Here is a 21,347-nt window from a genome sequence, read left to right on the forward strand (position 1 = left end):
GGGTGTTTGTTCAATAATAAAAATCGAATTACTTAATAATTGTCATTTCGTCAATAATGTTTTTAGCTCCGGCGTATTTATCGATAATCCAAAGTACGTAACGGATATCTACGTTAATTGTTCTTTGTAATTTAGAGTCGAAAATAACATCTCCTGCCATCGCTTCGATGTTTCCGTCAAAAGCAACTCCAATTAATTCTCCCTTTCCGTTTAATACCGGAGAACCTGAGTTTCCACCAGTAATATCGTTATCAGTTAAGAAGTTTACCGGCATATAACCTGCTTTGTCAGCATACTGTCCAAAATCTTTTGCTTTGTTTAATTCTAACAAACGTTTTGGCAAATCAAATTCCTGATCTCCTGCTTTATACTTTTTAACCATACTTTCCATGGTTGTATAATTATTGATTTTTGCATCGTTACGAGGATCAGCAGGTAAAGCTCTTACTTTTCCGTAAGTTAATCTCAATGTTGAGTTAGCGTCCGGATATTGAATAGCGTTCAATTTAGATTCTCTTAAACCTTCTACCAATTTACGGTAAGCACTTGCGAAACCATCATCAGCTTTCAACTGATCGTCTGTTTTAGCACGGTATTTTGTCAATAAATCGTTAGAGATAATATACAATGGATCGTGTACAATTGCTAATGGTTTAGGATTAGCCATAAATGCTAATACTTTATCTTTAGAAGTAAAATAACTGATTTCAGTTGCTTTTGCTACATCAGCAGTAAAGTCACCATTGTTCTCTGATTTCATCTTAGCAATTTGTGTCGCTAAACCATATTCAGCGGCTTTAGAAGCGTATAAGTTCAATTGCGCTGTTAATACATCTTTTTCAAGAGGTGCATAAAATTCCCCGTAAATGTTTTCGATCATTGCGTTGATCTTAGGCAACATCTCTGCTTTCTTAGCATCAGTTTCGTTGTAATAAGCGATCAATGCGTTTCCTAGATTAGCAGGTCCTGTTGCATAAGCTGACGTACGTAAAAGCTGTGTCAGGTAATTGTCGTGAGTTGACTTTACATTTGTAGATCTGTAATAATCATTAATCGTTGGAATTACATTCTCATATTTTTCTTTATTAGCCGGTTTAGTAGCCCACTCGTAAAATTTATCTTCTTGTGCCGCTTTAACCTCTGCAGTTCCTGCTTTTGTTAAAGCATCAATCATCCCCTGACGGTTTTTCCAGTAGTTGGCTGTAGAAGCATATTTAGACGCGTATTGCAAACGAACTGTTGCATCTTTGTCCATATATTTTTTCATTTGATCCATTCCGGTTTTTGCACCTTCAACCCATGCAGGGTAAGCAAACTTAACGTTTTGCTCAATTCCTCCAGCCGGCATCCAACGGTTTGTTCTTCCCGGATATCCTAAAATCATAGCAAAATCATTCTCTTTCACTCCTTTGATACTTACCGGTAAGTAGTGTTTTGGTTTCAAAGGCACATTGTCTTTAGAATATGCTGCCGGATTTCCGTCTTTATCTGCGTACACTCTGAACATAGAGAAATCCCCTGTTTGACGAGGCCACTCCCAGTTGTCTGTATCTCCACCAAATTTACCAACACTTTCAGGAGGTGTTCCTACTAAACGAACGTCTGTGTAATCCTGATAAACGAAATAGTAATATTCATTCCCCTGAAAGAAAGGACGAACTGAAACCGTGTATTTTCCTCCTTCGTTATTTTCTTTTTCAATCAAAGCAATTTCCTGCTGGATCGCTTTACTTCTTTCAGTCTCTGTCATTGTATCATTTACTTTTGACAAAATTCTTTTAGAAACATCATCCATACGCACGAAGAAACGCACATACAATGATTTCGGTTTCATTTCGGCACTTCTTTGTTTTGCCCAGAAACCGTCTTTCAAATAGTTTTGCTCTGCCGAAGATAGTTCTGCAATTGCATCGTAACCACAATGGTGATTCGTTAAAACCAATCCTTCTTTAGAAACGATTTCTGCTGTACAACCTCCATTAAATTGTACAATAGCATCTTTTAAACTATGATGGTTGATACTGTAAATTTCTTCGGCTGTCAATTGCAAGCCCATTTTTTCCATATCTCTATGGTTCAATCTTTCGATAAACATCAAAAACCACATCCCCTCATCAGCTCTTACAGGAAAAGCCATCAGACACATGGTCAAGAATAAAACTATTTTTTTCATGTTATTTTGTTTAAGTGATGCGAATATAATTCATTTTCACAATTATATTAGCGCAATTCCTGCCGAAATTGGATATCTTAGTGAATTTTTAGCATTTCATTACGAATTTAACATTATACAAAACAAAAAAGGTGCCCTGTTTCCAGAACACCTTTCTTACAAATTGTATTTTTTCTTTACTCGTTAAGCATTTTCCAAAGCTTATCTTTTAAATCTGTTATCCCTTGTTGGGCAACAGATGAAATAAACATATAGGGAACGTCTTTGAAAGCGACATCCAATTCGGCTTTTAATTCCGCTTTCAATTCGTCATCCAGCATATCACATTTTGAAATTACTAAAAGACGTTCTTTGTCTAACATTTCAGGATTGTACTTGGTTAATTCATTTACCAAAATATCATACTCTGCTTTAATATCCGGAGTATCCACCGGAACTAAAAACAACAATGTTGAATTACGTTCGATATGACGCAGGAAATAATGACCTAAACCTTTTCCTTCTGCAGCTCCTTCGATAATTCCCGGAATATCAGCAATTACAAAAGACTGATAATCTCTGTACGCTACAATTCCTAAGTTTGGCTTTAAGGTTGTAAAAGGATAATCGGCAATTTTTGGTTTTGCAGAAGTTAAAACAGACAGTAAAGTTGATTTTCCGGCATTTGGAAAACCTACCAAACCAACATCGGCTAATACTTTAAGTTCTAAAATTACATCCATTTCTACTCCCGGTAAACCTGGCTGGGCATAACGTGGTGTTTGATTGGTTGAACTTCTGAAATGCCAGTTTCCTAACCCTCCTTTTCCTCCTTTAGAAAGGATTTTTTTCTCACCATGTTCCGTAATCTCAAACAGTGTTTCTCCTGTTTCTTTGTCTTTTACCACAGTTCCTAAAGGTACTTCGATAAATTTATCTTCTCCGTCGGCACCTGTACTGCGGTCTCCTCCACCGTCTCCACCATGACCGGCTTTAATATGTCGTGCAAATTTTAGATGAAATAATGTCCAAAGTCCTTTATTCCCCACCAAATACACGTGTCCTCCACGTCCACCATCACCTCCGTCAGGACCTCCTTTTTCAATAAATTTCTCTCTATGTAAATGCGTAGATCCTTTCCCTCCTTTACCGGAAGAAACATAAATCTTAACATAATCTACAAAATTTCCTTCTGTCATTTTTACTTGTTTATGTGTAGTTTCAGTTTTCAGGTTTCAAGCTTCAGGTCATGCGTTGTGCAACCTGAAACTTGAAACTTGAAACTTAAAACAAATTCTTTCTACTCTTTAAGCGCTTTTACCAACACTTTATCAATCTTTACACCATCCATATCGATTACTTCCAATACAAATTTTTGCCAGATTAATTTCTCGCCTTCTTTTGGAATATGCGAAAGCTCTGTCATAATCATTCCGCTTACCGTGTTTACTTCATAATCGTTTGTCAATTCGTCTAACTCAAAATAAGTTAAAAAATCGTGTAACGAATAATGTCCGTCAACGAGCCACGAACCATCTTCTCTTTCAATTAACTGAAATTCATCTTTATAAAAATCAGATGCATCTCCTACTAAAGCTTCCAGAATGTCATTTAGGGTAATTATTCCCTGAAAAACACCATACTCATCAGAAACTAAAGCATAATGAATCCCTGTTTTTTTGAAATTCTCCAGTGCCTTGTATGCCGTTGTCTGCTCCATTAGGTAAGGCGCATCAATCATGATTCCCGCCAAATCAAAATGTTCACTTTCGATGTTTGCAAAGATATTCTTTAGGGTTACAACTCCCACAATATCATCATAATTGTCTCTGTACACCGGATAAACAGTATGCAAATCCTGTAAAACCAATTCCTTAATCTTCGTTTTATCGGCATTGAAAGGCAGCATATCAACTGACTTACGGTGTGTCATCAACGAATTTACTTTTCGATCTCCAATGTGAAAAACACGTTCTACAATATCTTGCTCGATTTCCTGAACTTCTCCACCCTCCGTTCCTTCTTTGATAATTGCTTTAATTTCTTCTTCTGTTACCTTACCGTCGGCAGTTGGTTTAATCTGAAATACATTCAGTAAAAAATCTGTCGAAGACGTAAGCAGCCAGATAAAAGGCGCTGTAATTATCGAAATGGTTTTCATTGGCATGGCTACCATTTTTGCAATAGACTCCGGGTAGTTTAAGCCAATTCGTTTTGGCAGTAATTCTCCTAAAACCAATGAGAAGAACGTTAAAACTACTACAACAATTCCCACCGCAACCGAATGGGCATAGGGTTTTAAAAATGCAAATCCGCTAACAAAAACCTCAACATCCATTGTTATTTTATCACCACTATAAATACCGGTCAAAATACCGATTAAAGTGATTCCGATTTGCACGGTCGATAAAAACTTATTTGGAGAATTGGCCAGATCAAGTGCTATTTTTGCACTTTTATTTCCTTTTTTCGCGGCAGTTTCAAGTCTGTTTTTCCTGGCCGAAATCAATGCAATTTCTGACATGGAGAAAACACCATTCAATAGTATTAGAAAAAATATTATTAGTATTTCCAATTTTTGGTTTATTCGTTATAAAATCGTCTTCATCAAGATAATTCTGTTATCTTAAAACTTGGTTTCCCTATCATTCAAAAGAATTCTGTCTTAAAAAACTAATTTTTCTTCCCAGAAAACAGCAGCTCAAAGATGCCTGTTTTATGACAAGAAAAATAGTTCTTAAAAATCCCGATCGCAGTCAGGATGAAACGACAGCAGGAAAAAGTTTCTACAAATTATCTATAACTGACGTTAATCGCTCTGTAATTTCTTCAATAGTTCCGATACCGTTTACGGCATGAAACTTATTTTGTTCTTTATAATATCCAATTAGCGGAGCTGTTTTTTCATTGTACTCCTGGTATCTTACTCTAATTTTCTCTTCGTCCTGATCGTCAGCTCTTCCGCTGGTTTTTCCTCTTTCCAACAAACGAGCTACCAAAATTTCATCATCAGCTTCTAGCGCAATAGTCGCCGTTACACTTGATCCAATCGTTGGTAAAAATTGATCTAAAGCTTCTGCCTGATCTAAAGTTCTAGGATAACCGTCGAACAGGAATCCTGCTGTATCAGGATGTTTTTTTACCTCATCAATTAACATTGCAGTAGTCACTTCGCAAGGAACTAACTCTCCGTTATCCATAAAAACTCTCGCTTGTTTTCCTAAATCTGTATCATTTTTTAAGTTAAAACGAAAAATATCTCCTGTTGAAAGATGTGTTAATTTGTACTTTTCTTTTAAAAATTCTGCCTGAGTTCCTTTACCTGCTCCAGGCTTTCCAAATAAAACAATGTTAATCATAATATGAGTACGTGTTGTGACTTCTATTTTACAAGAAGTTTTAAATGAATATATAGTTGTGTGTTTGTTTATTTTATTCTGCCAATTTATAAACTTCAGGTAAATGCCTTCCTAAACCATCATAGTCTAGTCCGTAACCTACAATGAATTTATTCGGAATTCTGATTCCGATATAATCTATTTTGATGTCTTTTTTATAAGCTTCCGGTTTAAAAAACAAAGTAGCAATTTTAAAATGCTTTACATTTTGTTCTTTAAACAATTGTTTCAATTCTTCAATTGTATTTCCAGTATCAATAATATCTTCAATAAGAATAACCGTTCTACCTGATAAATCCTGATTGATCCCTATTAATTCTTTAACCCTATTTGTACTTTCAATTCCTTCATAAGAAGCCATTTTGATAAATGAAACCTCACAAAGGCCTTTATATTTTCTCAAAAAATCGGCGACTACCATAAAAGCCCCATTTAAAACACCAATAAAAATTGGGGTGTCATCTCCAAAATCATCTTCTACCTGTGCGACTATTTTAGTTAAAGCGAAATCAATTTCTTTTGCCGAAATAAACGGAACAAATTGTTTATCGTGAAGTTGTATCATTATTTTTACATTTAAAATAATGGGCAAAGATACAGAATTACAACTAAACTGTGAGTATCAAAATATAGTGCAAACATATTTTTTTAAGAATGTTAAATATCGGGTACTATATTAGAACTCTTTCCTGAAAAACAGGTACATCTTTATTAAATTACTGAAATCCATTGGATATAATTTAGTAAAATAACATTCACACCATCGTATCGCATTTTTTTATGAAAATCCGAACAATACTATTTTCACAAAGAAAAATAAAACTCTATACTCCTAAAACCCCCTGCAAATTATTATAAAACTGTTCCATTAAATTACTTATTTTAGACCTGTCCAAAACTCACCCAAATGTCTTCTGAATTACAAACGAAATTAGATTATGTAAAAGCGTATCGGGAAAACCGTCTTAATGTTGCAAACGAAATTTTAGAGAATCCATCACTATTTGAAGAACTTGTTTCAATTTGTTTTATCCCTTCAGACAAAAACAATCACAAAGCCTGCTGGATTATGGAATTTGTATCTTACGAAAAATTGATCTGGCTGCAACCGTATCTTGATTTTTTCTGTTCGAATTTGAAGGTTTTGAAAGATGAAAGCGCCATACGTCCTATCGCAAAAGTGGTTCAGCTATTAGTGAAAGCTCACTATAAAAAACCCGAAAACGGAATTTTTCTTTCTGAAACTAATCTGCAGGATTGTATCGAAGCATCATTTGACTGGCTTATCAATGATGTAAAAGTAGCGACAAAGGCCTATTCCATCAGAACCTTATATATATTAGGCAACCATTATGACTGGATACATCCTGAGCTGCAAGTTATTCTGAACAAAGATTATGGAGATCATTCTGCTGCTTACAAAGCCGTTGCCAAAGAAGTTTTAAAGAAAATAGAAAAATAATTTTTTGCCATGGATTCACGAATTATATTTCCAAATCAGAAAAAGTAAAAAATTGTGAATTCGTGGCAAAAAAATAGTGCAAAACGATTTTTTGGCTAAAAAAAGATTAAAAAGTATCTTTGCAAAAACACAACTACAATGAATTATTTTTCTTCTGATTTTAAATTAGGAATATTAGGCGGCGGACAATTAGGCAAAATGCTTTTGTTCGACACCCGAAAATTTGACATCCAAACTTATGTTCTCGACCCAAGCGATGAAGCTCCAAGTAAATTTGCCTGCAATAAATTCTTTCAGGGCGATTTAATGGATTATGAAACGGTCTATAATTTTGGAAAACAAGTAGATGTTCTGACTTTTGAGATCGAATTGGTTAACCTGGAAGCCCTGACACAGTTGGAGAATGAAGGTTTAAAAATCTATCCTTCTCCTAAAACTTTAAAAGGAATTCAAAACAAAGGAATTCAAAAACAATTTTACGCAGATCATGCTATCCCAACAGCACCATTTGAGCGCTTTGAAAATTTAGACGGTCTAAAAGCTAAAATTCAGAACCTAAAATTACCATTTGTATGGAAATGTACTGAGTTTGGTTATGACGGAAACGGCGTAAAAGTAATTCGTCAGGTTTCGGATCTGGACAGTTTACCTAATGTAGAATGTATTGCAGAAACCATGATTCCGTTTAAAAATGAACTAGCGGTTATTGTCTGCAGAAATCCATCAGGAGAAATAAAAACGTATCCGGTTGTTGAAATGGAATTTCATCCAGAAGCCAACCAGGTAGAATATGTAATCTGCCCTGCCAGAATTGATGAGAAGGTCGCCGAAAAAGCGAGAGCGATTGCCTTAAATGTTTCGGAAAAATTCGATCATGTTGGTCTTTTGGCCGTTGAAATGTTTCAGACTAACGACGATGCTATTTTAGTAAATGAAGTAGCTCCGCGTCCGCACAATTCAGGACATTATTCCATTGAAGCGAGTTATACTTCACAATTCGAAAATCACCTGCGCGCCATTTTGGATCTTCCTTTAGGAAATACCGACAGTAAAGTTGCCGGGATTATGGTAAATTTAGTAGGTGCCGAAGGATTTTCAGGAGATGTTGTTTATGAAAATATCGAAACCATTTTGAGATGGAACGGTGTTACTCCACATATTTACGGTAAAAGACAAACACGTCCTTTTAGAAAAATGGGGCATGTTACCATCGTAAATGAAGATATGACTGAAGCAAGACGTATTGCCGAAGACGTTAAGAATACCATTAAAGTGATTAGTAATTAGTTGCAGTTTTCAGTCACAACCTGAAACCTGAAACAAAAAAACCTGAAACAAAAAACAAAATGAGTAAAGTAGCCATCATAATGGGAAGTATCTCTGACATGCCGGTCATGCAGGATGCCATCGACATATTAAAACAATTTAATGTGGAAGTTGAAGTAGACATTGTTTCGGCACACCGAACGCCGGAAAAACTATTCGATTTCAGTAAAAATGCACATACTCGCGGAATTTCAGTAATTATTGCCGGAGCCGGAGGAGCTGCACACTTGCCTGGAATGGTTGCTTCAATGTCTCCACTTCCGGTAATTGGTGTTCCGGTTAAATCAAGTAATTCTATCGATGGCTGGGATTCAGTACTATCGATTCTTCAAATGCCAGGCGGAGTTCCTGTTGCAACTGTAGCGTTAAACGGTGCTAAAAATGCCGGAATCTTAGCCGCACAAATCATCGGAAGCCACGATAAAAAAGTACTGGATACTATTATTTCGTATAAAGAAGAATTAAAAGCTGCGGTTAACAAAGCTGCTGAAGGATTAAAGAAGTAAAAATTAATTCCACAGAGATTCACAAAAAGAAACACAAAGCTTCGCAAAGAATAATAAAAAAACTTTGCGAAGCTCTGTGTTTTCTTAGCGAAACTTTGCGTAACACAAAAAAACTATGAGCATCTTAACACAGTATTTCAAGACCAAACACAATACAGCACCTTTTTCGCAGATCAAAATCGAAGATTACGTTCCTGCTTTCAACGAAGCAATTGCTTTGGCTAAGGCCGAAATTGATGCCATCGTAAACAATCCGGAGGAACCCACTTTTGAAAACACGGTTGTAGCAATGGATTTTACAGGTGATGTTCTGGATCGTCTTTCCAGTATTTTCTTCAATCTGAATTCGGCAGAAACTACTGATGAAATGCAAAAAATTGCACAGGAAGTCTCTCCTTTACTTTCGGAATTCGGAAATGACATTACTTTAAATGCAGCATTATTTGCTAAAATTAAAGCCGTTTACGAACAAAAAGAAAAGCTGAATTTAAATCCGGAGCAAACTACGCTTTTGGATAAAAAATACAAAAGCTTCTCCAGAAACGGAGCCAATTTACCTGAAGACAAAAAAGAAAGTTTACGTGAAATCGACAAAGAATTATCAAAGTTAAGTCTGCAGTTTGGCGAAAATGTTCTGGCCGAAACCAATGCTTTCGAATTGCATTTAACCGATGAAAAAGATTTGGCAGGTTTACCGGAAGGTACTATTGAAGCTGCAAGATTATTAGCTAAAAGTCAGGAAAAAGAGGGCTGGATTTTCACTTTGGATTATCCGAGTTATATTCCGTTTGTAACCTATGCCGATAATCGTGAATTACGTAAAAAAATGGCGATTGCTTTTGGTGCAAAAGCTTTTCAAAATAACGAGTTTGACAATCAGGAAAACGTATTGGCAATTGCCAAACTACGTTTTAAAAGAGCCAATTTATTAGGATATAAAACTCATGCTCATTTTGTTTTAGAGGAAAGAATGGCCGAAAGTCCGGAAAAAGTTTTCTCTTTCCTTAATGATTTACTGGCCAAAGCAAAACCGGCAGCTCAAAAAGAGTTTGCTGAATTAGCCGCTTTCGCTAAAGAATTGGACGGAATTGAACAATTGGAGAAATGGGATGGCGCTTATTATTCTGAAAAATTAAAACAGCAGCTTTTCAACTTAGACGACGAAAAGCTGAAACCTTATTTTCAATTAGAAAAAGTTTTAGACGGAGCTTTTACCGTTGCTCAAAAACTGTACGGATTGACTTTTACGGAAGTTTTCGACATCGACAAATATCACGAAGAAGTGATGACATACGAGGTAAAAGATGCAGACAACAATTTGGTTGCTATTTTCTATGCGGATTTTTTCCCTAGAAGAGGAAAACGAAACGGAGCCTGGATGACCTCTTTCAAATCACAATCTATAAAAGAGGGCGTAAACGAAAGACCCCATATTTCGAACGTTTGCAACTTCACTAAGCCTACTGAAACCAAACCTTCGTTATTGACGTTTAATGAAGTTACTACTTTATTTCACGAATTTGGTCACGGTTTACACGGAATGCTTGCGAACACTACTTACCCTAGCTTGTCCGGAACTTCTGTATTTTGGGATTTTGTAGAATTACCAAGTCAGATTATGGAAAACTGGTGTTACGAGCCTGAAGCTTTGGCTTTGTTTGCCAATCACTACGAAACGAATGAAATTATTCCGATCGAATATGTTCAAAAAATTAAAGAAAGTGCCAGTTTTCAGGAAGGTCTTGCCACTTTACGTCAATTGAGTTTCGGACTTCTGGATATGGCCTGGCACGGACAAGATCCGACAAATATTACGGATCTGAAAACTTTCGAAACAGAGCAATTTGCGAACACTCAATTGTATCCTGACGTAAAAGAAAATGCAATGAGTACTGCTTTTTCTCATATTTTTCAGGGCGGTTATTCTTCAGGATATTACAGCTACAAATGGGCGGAAGTACTGGATGCTGATGCTTTTGAATATTTTCAGGAAAACGGTATCTTCAATTACGAAGTTGCTTCAAAATTCAAAGACAATGTACTGTCTAAAGGAGGAACTGAACATCCGATGACTTTATACAAACGTTTCAGAGGTCAGGAACCAAAACCGGAAGCTTTATTGAAAAGAGCCGGATTACTTTAAGAATTTTAGACTTATTAGATATACTTAAACCGAGGCAAAAATGCTTCGGTTTTTTTGATTCGGACTCAAATGCTAAAAAAATTTTTATTTATCTTCACCATTCTTTTAACCTTAATCTCATCCAGACCAATTGAAAAAATATCTTAAAGTACTTTTTTCCCTTTTCATCATCGGAATTGTTACTATCGTTTTTGTAAATCTATATGTAAAATCATCAACCAAAAATTTTATTTATCATACTTTAAAGAAGCTTCCGAAAAATGAGGTTGGAATTATTTTTGGAGCCGGAATCAATGGTGATCAGCCGAGTAAATATTTAAAAGACAGACTGGATGCAGGAATTCTATTGTATAAAACACATAAAATAGATAAAATTCTGCTATCAGGCGATAATGGCAGAGACGAATACGATGAATTAACCGTCATGAAAACCTATTGTTTCAATCATGGAGTGGACACCACTAAAATTTATATTGATTATGCCGGTTTTGATACCTACTCCACTATGTACCGCGCCAAACATATTTTTAAAATCAAAAAAGCGACTTTAATTTCTCAGGAATATCACTTAAACAGAGCAATTTACATTGGACAAAAACTTGGGGTAAAATCAATTGGATTTTCTGCCAACAAAGGAGAATACCTGGGATACAACTATGTAACTTCCCGAGAATATGGTTCTATTTCAAAATCTTTTTTTGATGTTTTAAGAAATCGGGAACCTCGCTTTTTAGGAAATGAAATTAATATAAATGGTGTTTCCAATTATTCGAAAGAGGATAAACGATAATAAAGGCCTTTTTTTACTTCCCAAAAGTTTCCGGACTATCTTTTTAGAGAAAAATGACTTCTAATTTGTTTGGTAATCCCCGGATTATTTATCTCTTCATACGTTAGAACAAACCAATAATCTGAGGAAAAAACAGGAGTGCTTCTAAAAGTACCATCCCATCCCGGAGTATCTTTTGTTAGATGAGTGATGAACTTACCATATCTGTCAAAAATATCGATCTCTAATTTGGTGAAATTCTCCAGATTATTTACATGCCAGGTATCATTATATCCATCACTATTAGGCGTAAAAAATTTAGGATAGTCCAATTCGGTTAATTCAGGTTTTTCTAACTCACAATCTTCTTTGTTTAAAAAAATCACTTTTGCCACTGACGAAATTAAATTGCACCCCTTACTGGTAACAACATTCACGGTATAATTTCCTTCCTTAGTTGCAACATAAGTATTTGTATTGGCTCCCAAGATAGCATTGTCATCAACTTCCCATTGATAAGACTTAATAATATGATTGGTAGGAATGTTTACCTCTAAAACAGTACTATCTCCTTTGCAAATCATTAGATTTCCTTCAATTACAACCTCTGCTAAAGCTGTATTCTCTTCAATAATCAAAACATCATCCATTAAGAGACTACAACTTTTTGTTGAAATTTTGGTTAATTGATAAGTTCCTGCCTGAGCCGGAGACTCCAATAATGTATGTAAACCGATACTATCAATAGTGACCGGAGATTGAATTATTCCATTGAATTCATAATCTATTGTAAATGGTCCCGGATCTTTACTAGCAATTTCTACCTGAACTCCTGAATTCTCTCCTAAACAAAAATCTCCTCCATATCTGACTAATTTAGCGTTGGCAGTAAATGCTTCTTCATTATCAATCACAAGAGAATTATCTAATGAAAAACTACATCCTCCGGTTGATATTTTTGTAATTCGATAGCTTCCGGCCTTAGACGGAGCTGCTACTAAAGTATGTAAACCCGCATCATTTATAGTTATGGGAGATTGCAGTATTCCGTCAATTTCATACTCTATTACAAAAGGTCCTAAATCCGGACTCGTAATTTCTACCTGTACACCTGAGTTTTCCCCTAAACAAGAATTTCCTCCATATCTAATTAGACTGGCACTGGCTTTAGGAGGCACTCCTCCATAAATAACCAAAGTATCATCCAGTAAAAAGTCACAACCACCAACTGAAATTTTTGTTAATCGATAAGTTCCAACATTTGCCGGAGCCATTATTAAGGTGTGCAAACCTGTATTGTTTATCGTTACAGGAGATTGAACGGTTCCGTTGATTTCATATTCTATCGTAAATGGTCCTGATTTTGTACTTATAATGTTTACTTGAATCCCTGAGCCTAAACCTGAGCAGGAAACTCCTCCATACCTGATTAATTTAGCACTGGCTGATGCTGGAATTCCTTTATCAATAACAATTGTATCATCAAGCGCCGAGGTACATCCTCCCGAAGAGATTTTAGTCAATCGATAAGTTCCCTCCTTAGCCGGAGCAACTATTAAAGGATTCAAACCTGTATTATTTATTGTTACGGGAGATTGGGCCACTCCGTCTATTTCATATTCTATTATAAAAGGACCGGATCCCGTACCGCTTATTTCGACCTTGACCCCTGCTCCCGTTCCCGTACAGGTCCCTCCATCTTTAACTAATTTTGCTGATATTACAGCTCCAACATTTTTTATTTCTATAGGCTCACACACCACTTCTCCCGCAGAATTAGCATCACTTATTGCAACAATAGCATATGTTCCTTCTGACAAAGATGAGGGATCTATCGAATACGGATTTTGTGAAGTGGTTATTTCGGGATAAACAATTTCGGGAGATACATCTGTTTTTTTGTACGTAAATTTATAAGGAGGTGTACCGGAGAAATAAACTGTTAATCCTAAATCTTTCCCACAACCTCCATCAAATCCTTCCATTCTGGCTGTAGGAGCAAAACAACCGTTTGATTCGTTACCATAAACTTCAGAAAGTCCTTTTTTAGGATCAAAGGCTGGCAAAAAAACCACTATTGCCTCTATTACATCGTGCATTTGATATCTGAAAGAGATAGAATTCCCTCCATTGATACGATCAAAAACTGGTTTGACTGCTGCTATAAAATTGGCTTCAGTTACTCCGAAAGCTGCATAAAAAGGGGTAATTTTCTTTATATAAGCTTCTACATCAGTCCATTCCATTTGTGAGTCATAAAATCCTCTAAATGTATGTGCAGATTTATCGGTTACGCCCCAAATAGCAGCATCAGTCCAACTTATATCTGCCACCCTATTGTCTAATACTTTTGTGAGCCTGTTAATTTGTTCTGCATAAAGTCGGTCCAGACCGGAAGGTGAAGCCGGAGAGATGTAATCCATCAAATTTGTTGCAGCGACAGCATTTGCACGATTTTTAACAAAAACTGGTTCAAAAGCACCACTGTTCATTCCCTGATTATAAGCCACAGCTAAAATTTTAACCGCTGCATAGGGATCTTTTGAGTCCTTTATAAATCCTACAGGATTCCAACATTTAACATATTGCCAAAAAGCAATATTTCTGTAATCATGATACGTTTTTATAATTGACTGAAATTCAAAGCTTGCTCCTATGGCCGGATCGCTTATAAAACTATTCTTAGAAACCTGAGGTATGAAACAAGGATAGTTCATAAACATCTCCATCCAGCTTCCTCCCATCTCTTGCTGAAAATATCCTGCCGCAACCTTTCCTGTCGTATCATAACAGTTGACTCCCCCGTTAATTAAATCCTGATTAGGATACTTTTTTGTAACCCAACCTGGGGAAATAAGCTTACTCCCTTCGCAGCCTGCATTTATTTCCTGAATCGTTGTTGCAAAATATTCATTGATACTCATGGCCTCAAATCCCATCAGGTTGGTAAACAAACTGTGAGAAACAGCCATACCAATAGCCCAGCCTTTTCTATTTTCAGGAATATAAACATCTACACGTTCACCCCATGCCCAGACAGATCCTTCTCCAATTTTTATTTCATTACCATTAGGTCCCACAGGTTTTATGGCGCAGATACTACTGAAGTTTTTTTCGCACTTAAAATTCTCAGCAGCAGGCGGTGTATAACAAGTAATTCCTTTTATGGGAGTACCATTTAATGTCCCCTGGCCCGGCGGAAACATCCCCGGCACATAATTCATCGTGACACTATAAGTTGTAGTTCCTACCCGCAGAACATCTCCCCAAGCCGTTTTTTTAAGCTCAACTATACCGTTATCTCCGTTTTGAATGACATCCATTCCGGACCACATAATAACATTAGAAACTCCTTTCCAATTGAAAACAAAACTATAATTCGGTATTGAAGCATTTGTATTATTATGCACTTTAAAATCCAAAACAATCGTGTTTCCATACTTACCTGTCATACAAAACTCATAGCTTACTTGAGAATATGCGTTACTTAGGTTAAACAAAAAAAACAGTAAAAGAAATTGTATTTTGTAAAATTTCATCATTATTCATCTGTATTTATAGGATCACGAAACAGTCCATTTTCAATCGGCATAAGGAATTGGGTGACCTAACGAATTTAACTTCAATTGGTCAATTTCATTTTTCAGGAAATTGGATATTATTTAGTCTTAAAAATTAACCAGCTTATACGATTTTCTTCGTCCGAGATTATCGGTTATGACAACAATAAATAATTGCTTCGTCAGGAAACTTTGGTCTTCTAACCACAAGTTTCTGTTGTTTTGAATATTTTTGTAGTTTACTATAGATTGTCCAAGAGTATTATACACCTCAACATGATCAATATCAATTGCTTCATTATGAACTTTGATAGTCAATGCATTATCTTTAAAATAAGTTATAAAATTGATATCCTCTTTTTCGTCAAATTTATCAACCGACAGTGATTTACTAAAATAATTGTCATAAGCGTTAGAAAACTCATACCCACTTCCGCAAGCGGCATCCCAATTGATAGACCAGGTCATAACTCCTCTCATTTGCGGCTGTAAAGAAGATCTCATTGTATATTTTCGTCCTGAATATGTAGTGCCAAATCGTAAATAGTTAAAAGCGTTAATCCCTTTGTCAGGTGTTAAATATCCTCCCGCCGGTGCTGCTCCGGGACAAGCCGGAATTGCAATAACTATTTTAGAAGCCGGCAATGGTGCAAAATAAAATCCTGTTGATGCTACATTGAATCCTTTCATCAACATATCTGACATGGCTACTAAAAAATCCGGAGTGGCTTGAGAATATGCTGTATTATCTAAAGCATTTACAGATCCGGTGTTGTACAATTGCACCATCAAAAGATCTAACTCATTACGTAAATTATGAATTACGGGCAAAAAAGATCCGGCACCATCTCCATACACCGAATATCCAACTTGTACATAATAGGTTTCGGGAGCAGCAGTTAAAATAAAACCTGTTCCATAGTAAGCCTTTAATTCCTTGAAAGCATCAATTACATTCTTAAGTTTTGGATATGCCGAAACAGCCGAATAAGAAAAATCTTTTAGTGCTCCTGCCCCAAAATTCATAGAGCTGCCTTCAAAATCAATATCAAGTCCATCAAAATTATACTGATCAACAATCGCTTTTATTCCATTTACAAAAGTATTTTTCTGGTCAACAGTGCTTAATACAACATGTCCATTTTGTCCACCAATTGAAACGATTACCGGAATGCCTTTATCTCTCAAAGTTTTGATATCCTTTTTTAATAATTGTGGATCAAAAACTCCATTTGTAAAAAATCGAGGTTCATTTACTACTAAAACGGGTGTGTAACCATCTCTGTTAACCGTTTCTATAAAGGAATAAACGACAACATTGTATTTTTTATCTGCAATTTCTTTAAAATACAAAAATGGCGCGCTTCCACTTTCCCATCCATGGGCATAACCAACAATAACTTTAGCCGGCAACGGATTAAACTTTGAGTTAACAATAGTAATCGATTGGTTCAGTAGTTTTTCACCACCTTTGTCATCAATTGCTTTTATGATTATTGGAAATTCTTTATAAGCATTTGGGGTAAAAGTATAGCTGTATGTATTTCCGGAGCCTTTTGTCATCGGAAAATAAGTCCCGTTTATACTTGCGGCAACGCTTTGAATTGTACCATCGGCATCTGTTGCATTGACAATTATTGAAACGGGCTGAAAACCTGATACCTGATTAATTGTAGTTGACACTGGGGCAGTCCAAACAATTTCCGGAACTACATTTGGGCAATTTGTACCTGAACATCGCAAATAAAATGGAAAACTATTTTCAGATGTCGCATTATTAGACGCAGTAGCTGTGGCTTTTAGAGTATAGCTCTTATTGAAATCTGCTGCTACCGGTGTCCATGTTGCCACATATTCTGTACCTGTTGTATTTGTACCTGTGATATTTAAGCCATTTACATTAAATGAAACGGATGATAATGTAGTCTTCCCATCTTCGAAAGTCATATTGGCATTTGCTTTAAGCTGGATAGCTGTTCCCGGAACTATTGCAAGATCTGCAGTAGATGGACTTGTAATTGTCACTTCCGGAGCGATAGCATTTGAATTAAAGTTGTATTCTTTTGGTAAAACCGGAATGGGTAAATTTGCCAGGTCAGTCGGATAATAAACAACTGAAGCGTTATCCCAGGCATTCATTTTTAAACTTGTGATTGTTGTATAACCTGAAAGTACTGAATTGTCAAAACTATATTTTCCATTAGCGTCAGTCGTAGCCAAAAAAGTGGCATAAGGATGTGTACTATCCGTCCAGGGAAGAGTCATTTCAATTTTTGCACCAACAACTGGTACTGAACCATTTTTTACAGTTCCGCTTATTTTATTTACTATTTGAGTAAAATTTAGCGTTTTATCTTCACTTAAAACAGTGTATACAATAGAAGCGGGTGAAAAAACAAATCCGGTTTTTTCAGCCTTGACAGTATAGTCTGCTCCCGCTGTTAAACCATTTAAGTTATAAGCTCCTTTGGAATCTGAAACTGCAGTACTATTATTTGCTGCTGAAGCTGCAGTAACTGTTACTCCCGAAACTGCAGTAGTCCCATTTAGCACAGTTCCACTAATTGTATAAAGAGGTTGTGTTCCCTGAACTGTAATATTCGTCTGATTTGTAGTTATATTTGTTAGTACTGCAGGTGTAAAAGTATACGAGACTTTTAAAGCTGTAACAAAATATTTCCCTCCTGAGACTACATTGTTAAAAGTAAATTTTCCATCTGTAGATTGAACGGTTTGAATAACCGTATTGTTTTCATCTTTTAACTGAACTGTGACATCTGAAACCAAATTCAGTCCCATTTTTACAGAACCACTAACAGCTAAATTTCCCACAACAGAAACCTTAAAGGAATCATCTATCTGAGTTAATAATGCGTTTGGCACAGTACCTCTGGTATCTTGAGACAATTCCCAAACCATACCTCCCGCAAGATTCTTAGAAGTTATATATTTGACTTTAAGATCAATCGACTGCTTATCTTCATAAGAGATAAACTGTTTTAAGGTTGAATTATATAAATAAGGAACTTTGGTTGTAGTATCAAAATATCTCACCCATCCTGCTGAAGCAGCAGTGGGTGTAACTGACATAGTAGTTGGATCTAAATAAGGATGTGAATGGGTTACCGGATTACCAACTAAATCACAAATTTCTATACTTCCTGAACGTTCACATGCTGCCGAACCATCCCAGGTCCCGATAGGGCTTTGCGGATTTTTACATCCCGGAACAACATCCCTTGGCGCCGCAACAAATAATCCTGGTAGATTTGGATTGGTTCCATTATTGGCTACATGATCAAATTTTTTCCCGTAAAAAGGTAATCCCATGATTAATTTATTGGCAGGAAAACCCACTACATTCAAATATTGATTGGTTAATTCGTCTAATGATTCTGACTGTGTTGTACCATAAAGCGGATCGTTGGTGTTACCACTTGCATACAGAGGAGCGTTATAGCAGGTCTTATCGTACCAGTTACCTCCAAAATCGTAGCCAAAATAAGTGATATAATCGCAATACGTCGAAATGTCTTCTGTCATTCCGTATTGAGCTCTATTGTTTGGGCCTAAATATTGTACAGATACATCTCTAACATTGTTTCCTGCAGCAATTGAAATTAATTTATTTGGCATTGCCTGACGCATTGCTTTTAATAAATATACCAGGTTCTTATTATCGTCAGGACTATGTTTTTGCGGAGGGATTGGAGCTCCATTAATCTCTTCGGTACCATCTGTTCCTCCTTTGACAGGATATTCCCAATCGATATCGAAACCATCAATAAAAGGATAGGTGGTAATAAAATTTACCATATCGGCTGCCAAAGCAGCTCTTGCTACAGGACTGGCCGCTATTGGAGAAAGATCCTGGCCTTTTGTCCAGCCACCAACAGATATTAGCACTTTTAAATGGGGGTACTTTTGCTTCAGCTTCATTAAATCATAAAAATTTCCTTTAACGGGAGCATCCCATGGAATTCCACCTTCTGTATGCTCAAAATCAGCATAGGTATCCAAACATTGTAATTTTGTATTCTCCGGATGAGCCGGATCATAACTTGTACCGTAAAAAGAATAATTTAAATGCGTAAGTTTGCTTCCATCAATCTTCGGAACGTTGAAATTTCGGTCATAAATAGCCCATTGTGCATAATATCCAACTACTTTTTTAGTATGACTCGGCTGAGAAAATAATACGATTGGAAATAAAACTGAAAATAAAAATAATAAGTAGTGTTTTTTCATAACTTTTTTTTCAAAATTAAAGCTATGTTCCAGAATTAGCTTACACAGTGTAACAATTGGCTAATTACGTGTAATAATCGACACGTTACACAGAAGCACTTAATATTTGGGAGCGAGTTTTTACCATAATAATAAGGTATTAAATGAGCAAAAAAATGAAACGATATCAGAAAATGGATTTCTAAATTTATTGAGAAACTAACAAAGCTTGCAGGTTGGTACCAACTGGATATTTTGTTCCCCATGCTTCGTCATTGGAACTCCAGCCCTGATCTACATCAAATGTGACTATTCTGGAATCATTTATCAAATCAAAATCAATCAAGATTCCCGGACTTTGTGAAGTGATCATTACCGTATTATTTTGAGGATTATTGTCACTAAACATTAAAAAGGCTTTATTGTCAGGGGTAACCTCAATATTTTGTCTTCCGAAAATGTTAAAGGTACAGCTGCCATAATACCGATTATCGTTATTATTATAGATGCAGATCCCCGTGGCATACTCTGTACCGGATTCATTTTGAATTAATACGGTTGGATTATCATTATTGGTATCTACTGAGACCGCTCCAAAATCCTGAATCAGCAATCGCTGTTTTAATTCTATTTTATAATTTGTTCCTCCAACACTTCTTCTTGAAGTTGATCTCGATTCAGGTCTGTCAAGTTGTGGCTGTGGAATGTATATGGTTTGATTTTCTGCAATCTCGCTCGTCGATACATAACCACTCAGGCTGTATTCCCATTCTATAAAAACCGATCTAAGGAAATTTTTGGTCACACTCCAGCACAAAGGTCTGAACTGTGAAGCATTTCTGGACCTTGAGGCCAAAAAACAGCATAAACTATAGTTTCCTTTATTTAATACTTCAACGGTTTCCTGAGAGAAGTTAATTATGAGTCTATTGGACATCCTGATATTTTTAATTTAGATTGAAAAAAAGAATTACCCCTCATCCAAAGTCAGATGAAGAGTAATTCAAACAACACTACCCTATATTGTTATTTACTTCTTTCGCTTAATGCTTTTTCACGGCTGCTGGTATTTTCAATTAACAGCTTTTTCAAATCTGTAAAAGCATTAAAGTTTTTCAACCAGTTACCACCCTTTGCACTCCAGCCGTCATTAATTGCATAATCAACCGTACGTGAATCTGTACCTGTAAGATCAATAAAGGCTCCTGCAGACATTGCTTTTGTAATTACAGTGGCCGTTTCTATTTTCTCTGTAGAAAAAATAAGGGCTATTTTAGTAATGGGAGTAATAACTCTTGCGGATCCGGCTCCTAAAATTGGAAAGGCACACAAGATATTTGATTTCCCGTTTACTAACTGATTAATACCTACTGTAAAACGCTGTGTATCGTTATTCAAGAAAGATACTGCTCCCGGATAACCGTCTGAAGTCGATTCGATATTACCCGATCCTTTTTCAATAGTCACCAATTCCCCTAAATCTGTATTGATGGTATTACTCGCTTCGATTACAACCTGAGGTGCTACCGTACTTGTTGAGTTGTAGGCCTGAAACTGCTCCTGCCAGGTAATTTTGGTTGAAGTCAATAATTTTTCAGCTGGTAAATGAAACCATACTGTTGGAGAACCATCCCCTGATGCTGCTACCGATTTAAATCCGTATAAAGAATATCCTTCTGCTTTTAAAATTTTTACGTCATCAGGACTAATGTTTACTGTTGTATTAAAAGTTGCCATAATTTATTTGTTTGTTTGGCCCTACTCATGAGGCTTTTCGGGTTACGCCCCGCATTATTTTCTGAAT

At 36.2% G+C, this 21,347-nt stretch carries 14 protein-coding genes; 5 read left to right on the forward strand and 9 right to left on the reverse strand.

The genetic code is table 11. The features are described 5' to 3' along the window. Positions 1–28 precede the first annotated feature (28 nt). From ACAM30_RS05330 to ACAM30_RS05350, 5 genes are all read right to left on the reverse strand, one after another. A complete protein-coding gene (locus tag ACAM30_RS05330) occupies positions 29–2,173 on the reverse strand; it encodes a S46 family peptidase (RefSeq protein ID WP_369617549.1) in 2,145 nt (714 codons plus the stop codon). 176 nt (positions 2,174–2,349) lie between these two features. After that, positions 2,350–3,351, reverse strand: coding sequence for a GTPase ObgE (gene obgE / locus ACAM30_RS05335; protein ID WP_369617550.1), 1,002 nt, complete (start codon positions 3,349–3,351; stop codon positions 2,350–2,352). Positions 3,352–3,452: 101 nt separating this feature from the next. After that, entirely contained in the window at positions 3,453–4,727 is a 1,275-nt protein-coding gene (locus tag ACAM30_RS05340) for a hemolysin family protein (RefSeq protein WP_369617551.1), read from the reverse strand. 211 nt (positions 4,728–4,938) lie between these two features. Continuing rightward, on the reverse strand, positions 4,939–5,511 hold the full coding sequence (locus ACAM30_RS05345; RefSeq protein ID WP_264531386.1) for an adenylate kinase: 573 nt from the start codon (positions 5,509–5,511) through the stop codon (positions 4,939–4,941). A 73-nt stretch (positions 5,512–5,584) separates the two neighbouring features. Further along, positions 5,585–6,115 carry a phosphoribosyltransferase gene (locus ACAM30_RS05350; RefSeq protein WP_369617552.1) on the reverse strand — a complete coding sequence of 177 codons (531 nt, stop codon included), beginning with the start codon at positions 6,113–6,115 and terminating at the stop codon, positions 5,585–5,587. Positions 6,116–6,457: 342 nt separating this feature from the next. Between ACAM30_RS05350 and ACAM30_RS05355 the strand changes: the two genes are divergently transcribed. The 5 genes from ACAM30_RS05355 to ACAM30_RS05375 all read left to right on the forward strand — a co-directional run bounded on the left by ACAM30_RS05355 (position 6,458) and on the right by ACAM30_RS05375 (position 11,777). Beyond that, positions 6,458–7,012, forward strand: coding sequence for a hypothetical protein (locus tag ACAM30_RS05355; protein ID WP_369617553.1), 555 nt, complete (start codon positions 6,458–6,460; stop codon positions 7,010–7,012). 138 nt (positions 7,013–7,150) lie between these two features. Beyond that, entirely contained in the window at positions 7,151–8,299 is a 1,149-nt protein-coding gene (locus ACAM30_RS05360; RefSeq protein WP_369617554.1) for a 5-(carboxyamino)imidazole ribonucleotide synthase, read from the forward strand. Positions 8,300–8,358: 59 nt separating this feature from the next. Beyond that, the gene (gene purE, locus ACAM30_RS05365; protein WP_012022518.1) at positions 8,359–8,844 is read left to right on the forward strand and encodes a 5-(carboxyamino)imidazole ribonucleotide mutase; all 486 of its coding nucleotides are present in this window, start codon (positions 8,359–8,361) and stop codon (positions 8,842–8,844) included. A 115-nt stretch (positions 8,845–8,959) separates the two neighbouring features. Continuing rightward, positions 8,960–10,987, forward strand: coding sequence for a M3 family metallopeptidase (locus ACAM30_RS05370; RefSeq protein WP_369617555.1), 2,028 nt, complete (start codon positions 8,960–8,962; stop codon positions 10,985–10,987). 130 nt (positions 10,988–11,117) lie between these two features. Next, a complete protein-coding gene (locus ACAM30_RS05375) occupies positions 11,118–11,777 on the forward strand; it encodes a vancomycin high temperature exclusion protein (RefSeq protein ID WP_369617556.1) in 660 nt (219 codons plus the stop codon). Positions 11,778–11,812: 35 nt separating this feature from the next. Here the strand turns inward: ACAM30_RS05375 and ACAM30_RS05380 are convergent, their stop codons facing one another. From ACAM30_RS05380 to ACAM30_RS05395, 4 genes are all read right to left on the reverse strand, one after another. After that, a complete protein-coding gene (locus tag ACAM30_RS05380) occupies positions 11,813–15,208 on the reverse strand; it encodes a T9SS type B sorting domain-containing protein (RefSeq protein WP_369617557.1) in 3,396 nt (1,131 codons plus the stop codon). A 216-nt stretch (positions 15,209–15,424) separates the two neighbouring features. Further along, positions 15,425–19,564 carry a glycosyl hydrolase family 18 protein gene (locus ACAM30_RS05385; protein WP_369617558.1) on the reverse strand — a complete coding sequence of 1,380 codons (4,140 nt, stop codon included), beginning with the start codon at positions 19,562–19,564 and terminating at the stop codon, positions 15,425–15,427. A gap of 187 nt (positions 19,565–19,751) precedes the next feature. Next, entirely contained in the window at positions 19,752–20,480 is a 729-nt protein-coding gene (locus tag ACAM30_RS05390; RefSeq protein WP_369617559.1) for a hypothetical protein, read from the reverse strand. 89 nt (positions 20,481–20,569) lie between these two features. Next, entirely contained in the window at positions 20,570–21,280 is a 711-nt protein-coding gene (locus tag ACAM30_RS05395; RefSeq protein WP_369617560.1) for a hypothetical protein, read from the reverse strand. Positions 21,281–21,347 lie beyond the last annotated feature (67 nt).

The organism is Flavobacterium sp. CFS9, from assembly GCF_041154745.1.
Lineage (GTDB): Bacteria > Bacteroidota > Bacteroidia > Flavobacteriales > Flavobacteriaceae > Flavobacterium.

What these genes read in the sequence shown, in the direction of transcription:
- ACAM30_RS05390 (WP_369617559.1), bottom strand. Translation starts at nt 20,480, where the DNA reads ATGTCCAATAGACTCATAATTAACTTCTCTCAGGAAACCGTTGAAGTA.
- ACAM30_RS05385 (WP_369617558.1), bottom strand. Translation starts at nt 19,564, where the DNA reads ATGAAAAAACACTACTTATTATTTTTATTTTCAGTTTTATTTCCAATC.
- ACAM30_RS05345 (WP_264531386.1), bottom strand. Translation starts at nt 5,511, where the DNA reads ATGATTAACATTGTTTTATTTGGAAAGCCTGGAGCAGGTAAAGGAACT.
- ACAM30_RS05360 (WP_369617554.1), top strand. Translation starts at nt 7,151, where the DNA reads ATGAATTATTTTTCTTCTGATTTTAAATTAGGAATATTAGGCGGCGGA.
- ACAM30_RS05370 (WP_369617555.1), top strand. Translation starts at nt 8,960, where the DNA reads ATGAGCATCTTAACACAGTATTTCAAGACCAAACACAATACAGCACCT.
- ACAM30_RS05350 (WP_369617552.1), bottom strand. Translation starts at nt 6,115, where the DNA reads ATGATACAACTTCACGATAAACAATTTGTTCCGTTTATTTCGGCAAAA.
- purE (WP_012022518.1), top strand. Translation starts at nt 8,359, where the DNA reads ATGAGTAAAGTAGCCATCATAATGGGAAGTATCTCTGACATGCCGGTC.
- ACAM30_RS05330 (WP_369617549.1), bottom strand. Translation starts at nt 2,173, where the DNA reads ATGAAAAAAATAGTTTTATTCTTGACCATGTGTCTGATGGCTTTTCCT.
- obgE (WP_369617550.1), bottom strand. Translation starts at nt 3,351, where the DNA reads ATGACAGAAGGAAATTTTGTAGATTATGTTAAGATTTATGTTTCTTCC.
- ACAM30_RS05355 (WP_369617553.1), top strand. Translation starts at nt 6,458, where the DNA reads ATGTCTTCTGAATTACAAACGAAATTAGATTATGTAAAAGCGTATCGG.
- ACAM30_RS05395 (WP_369617560.1), bottom strand. Translation starts at nt 21,280, where the DNA reads ATGGCAACTTTTAATACAACAGTAAACATTAGTCCTGATGACGTAAAA.
- ACAM30_RS05380 (WP_369617557.1), bottom strand. Translation starts at nt 15,208, where the DNA reads ATGACAGGTAAGTATGGAAACACGATTGTTTTGGATTTTAAAGTGCAT.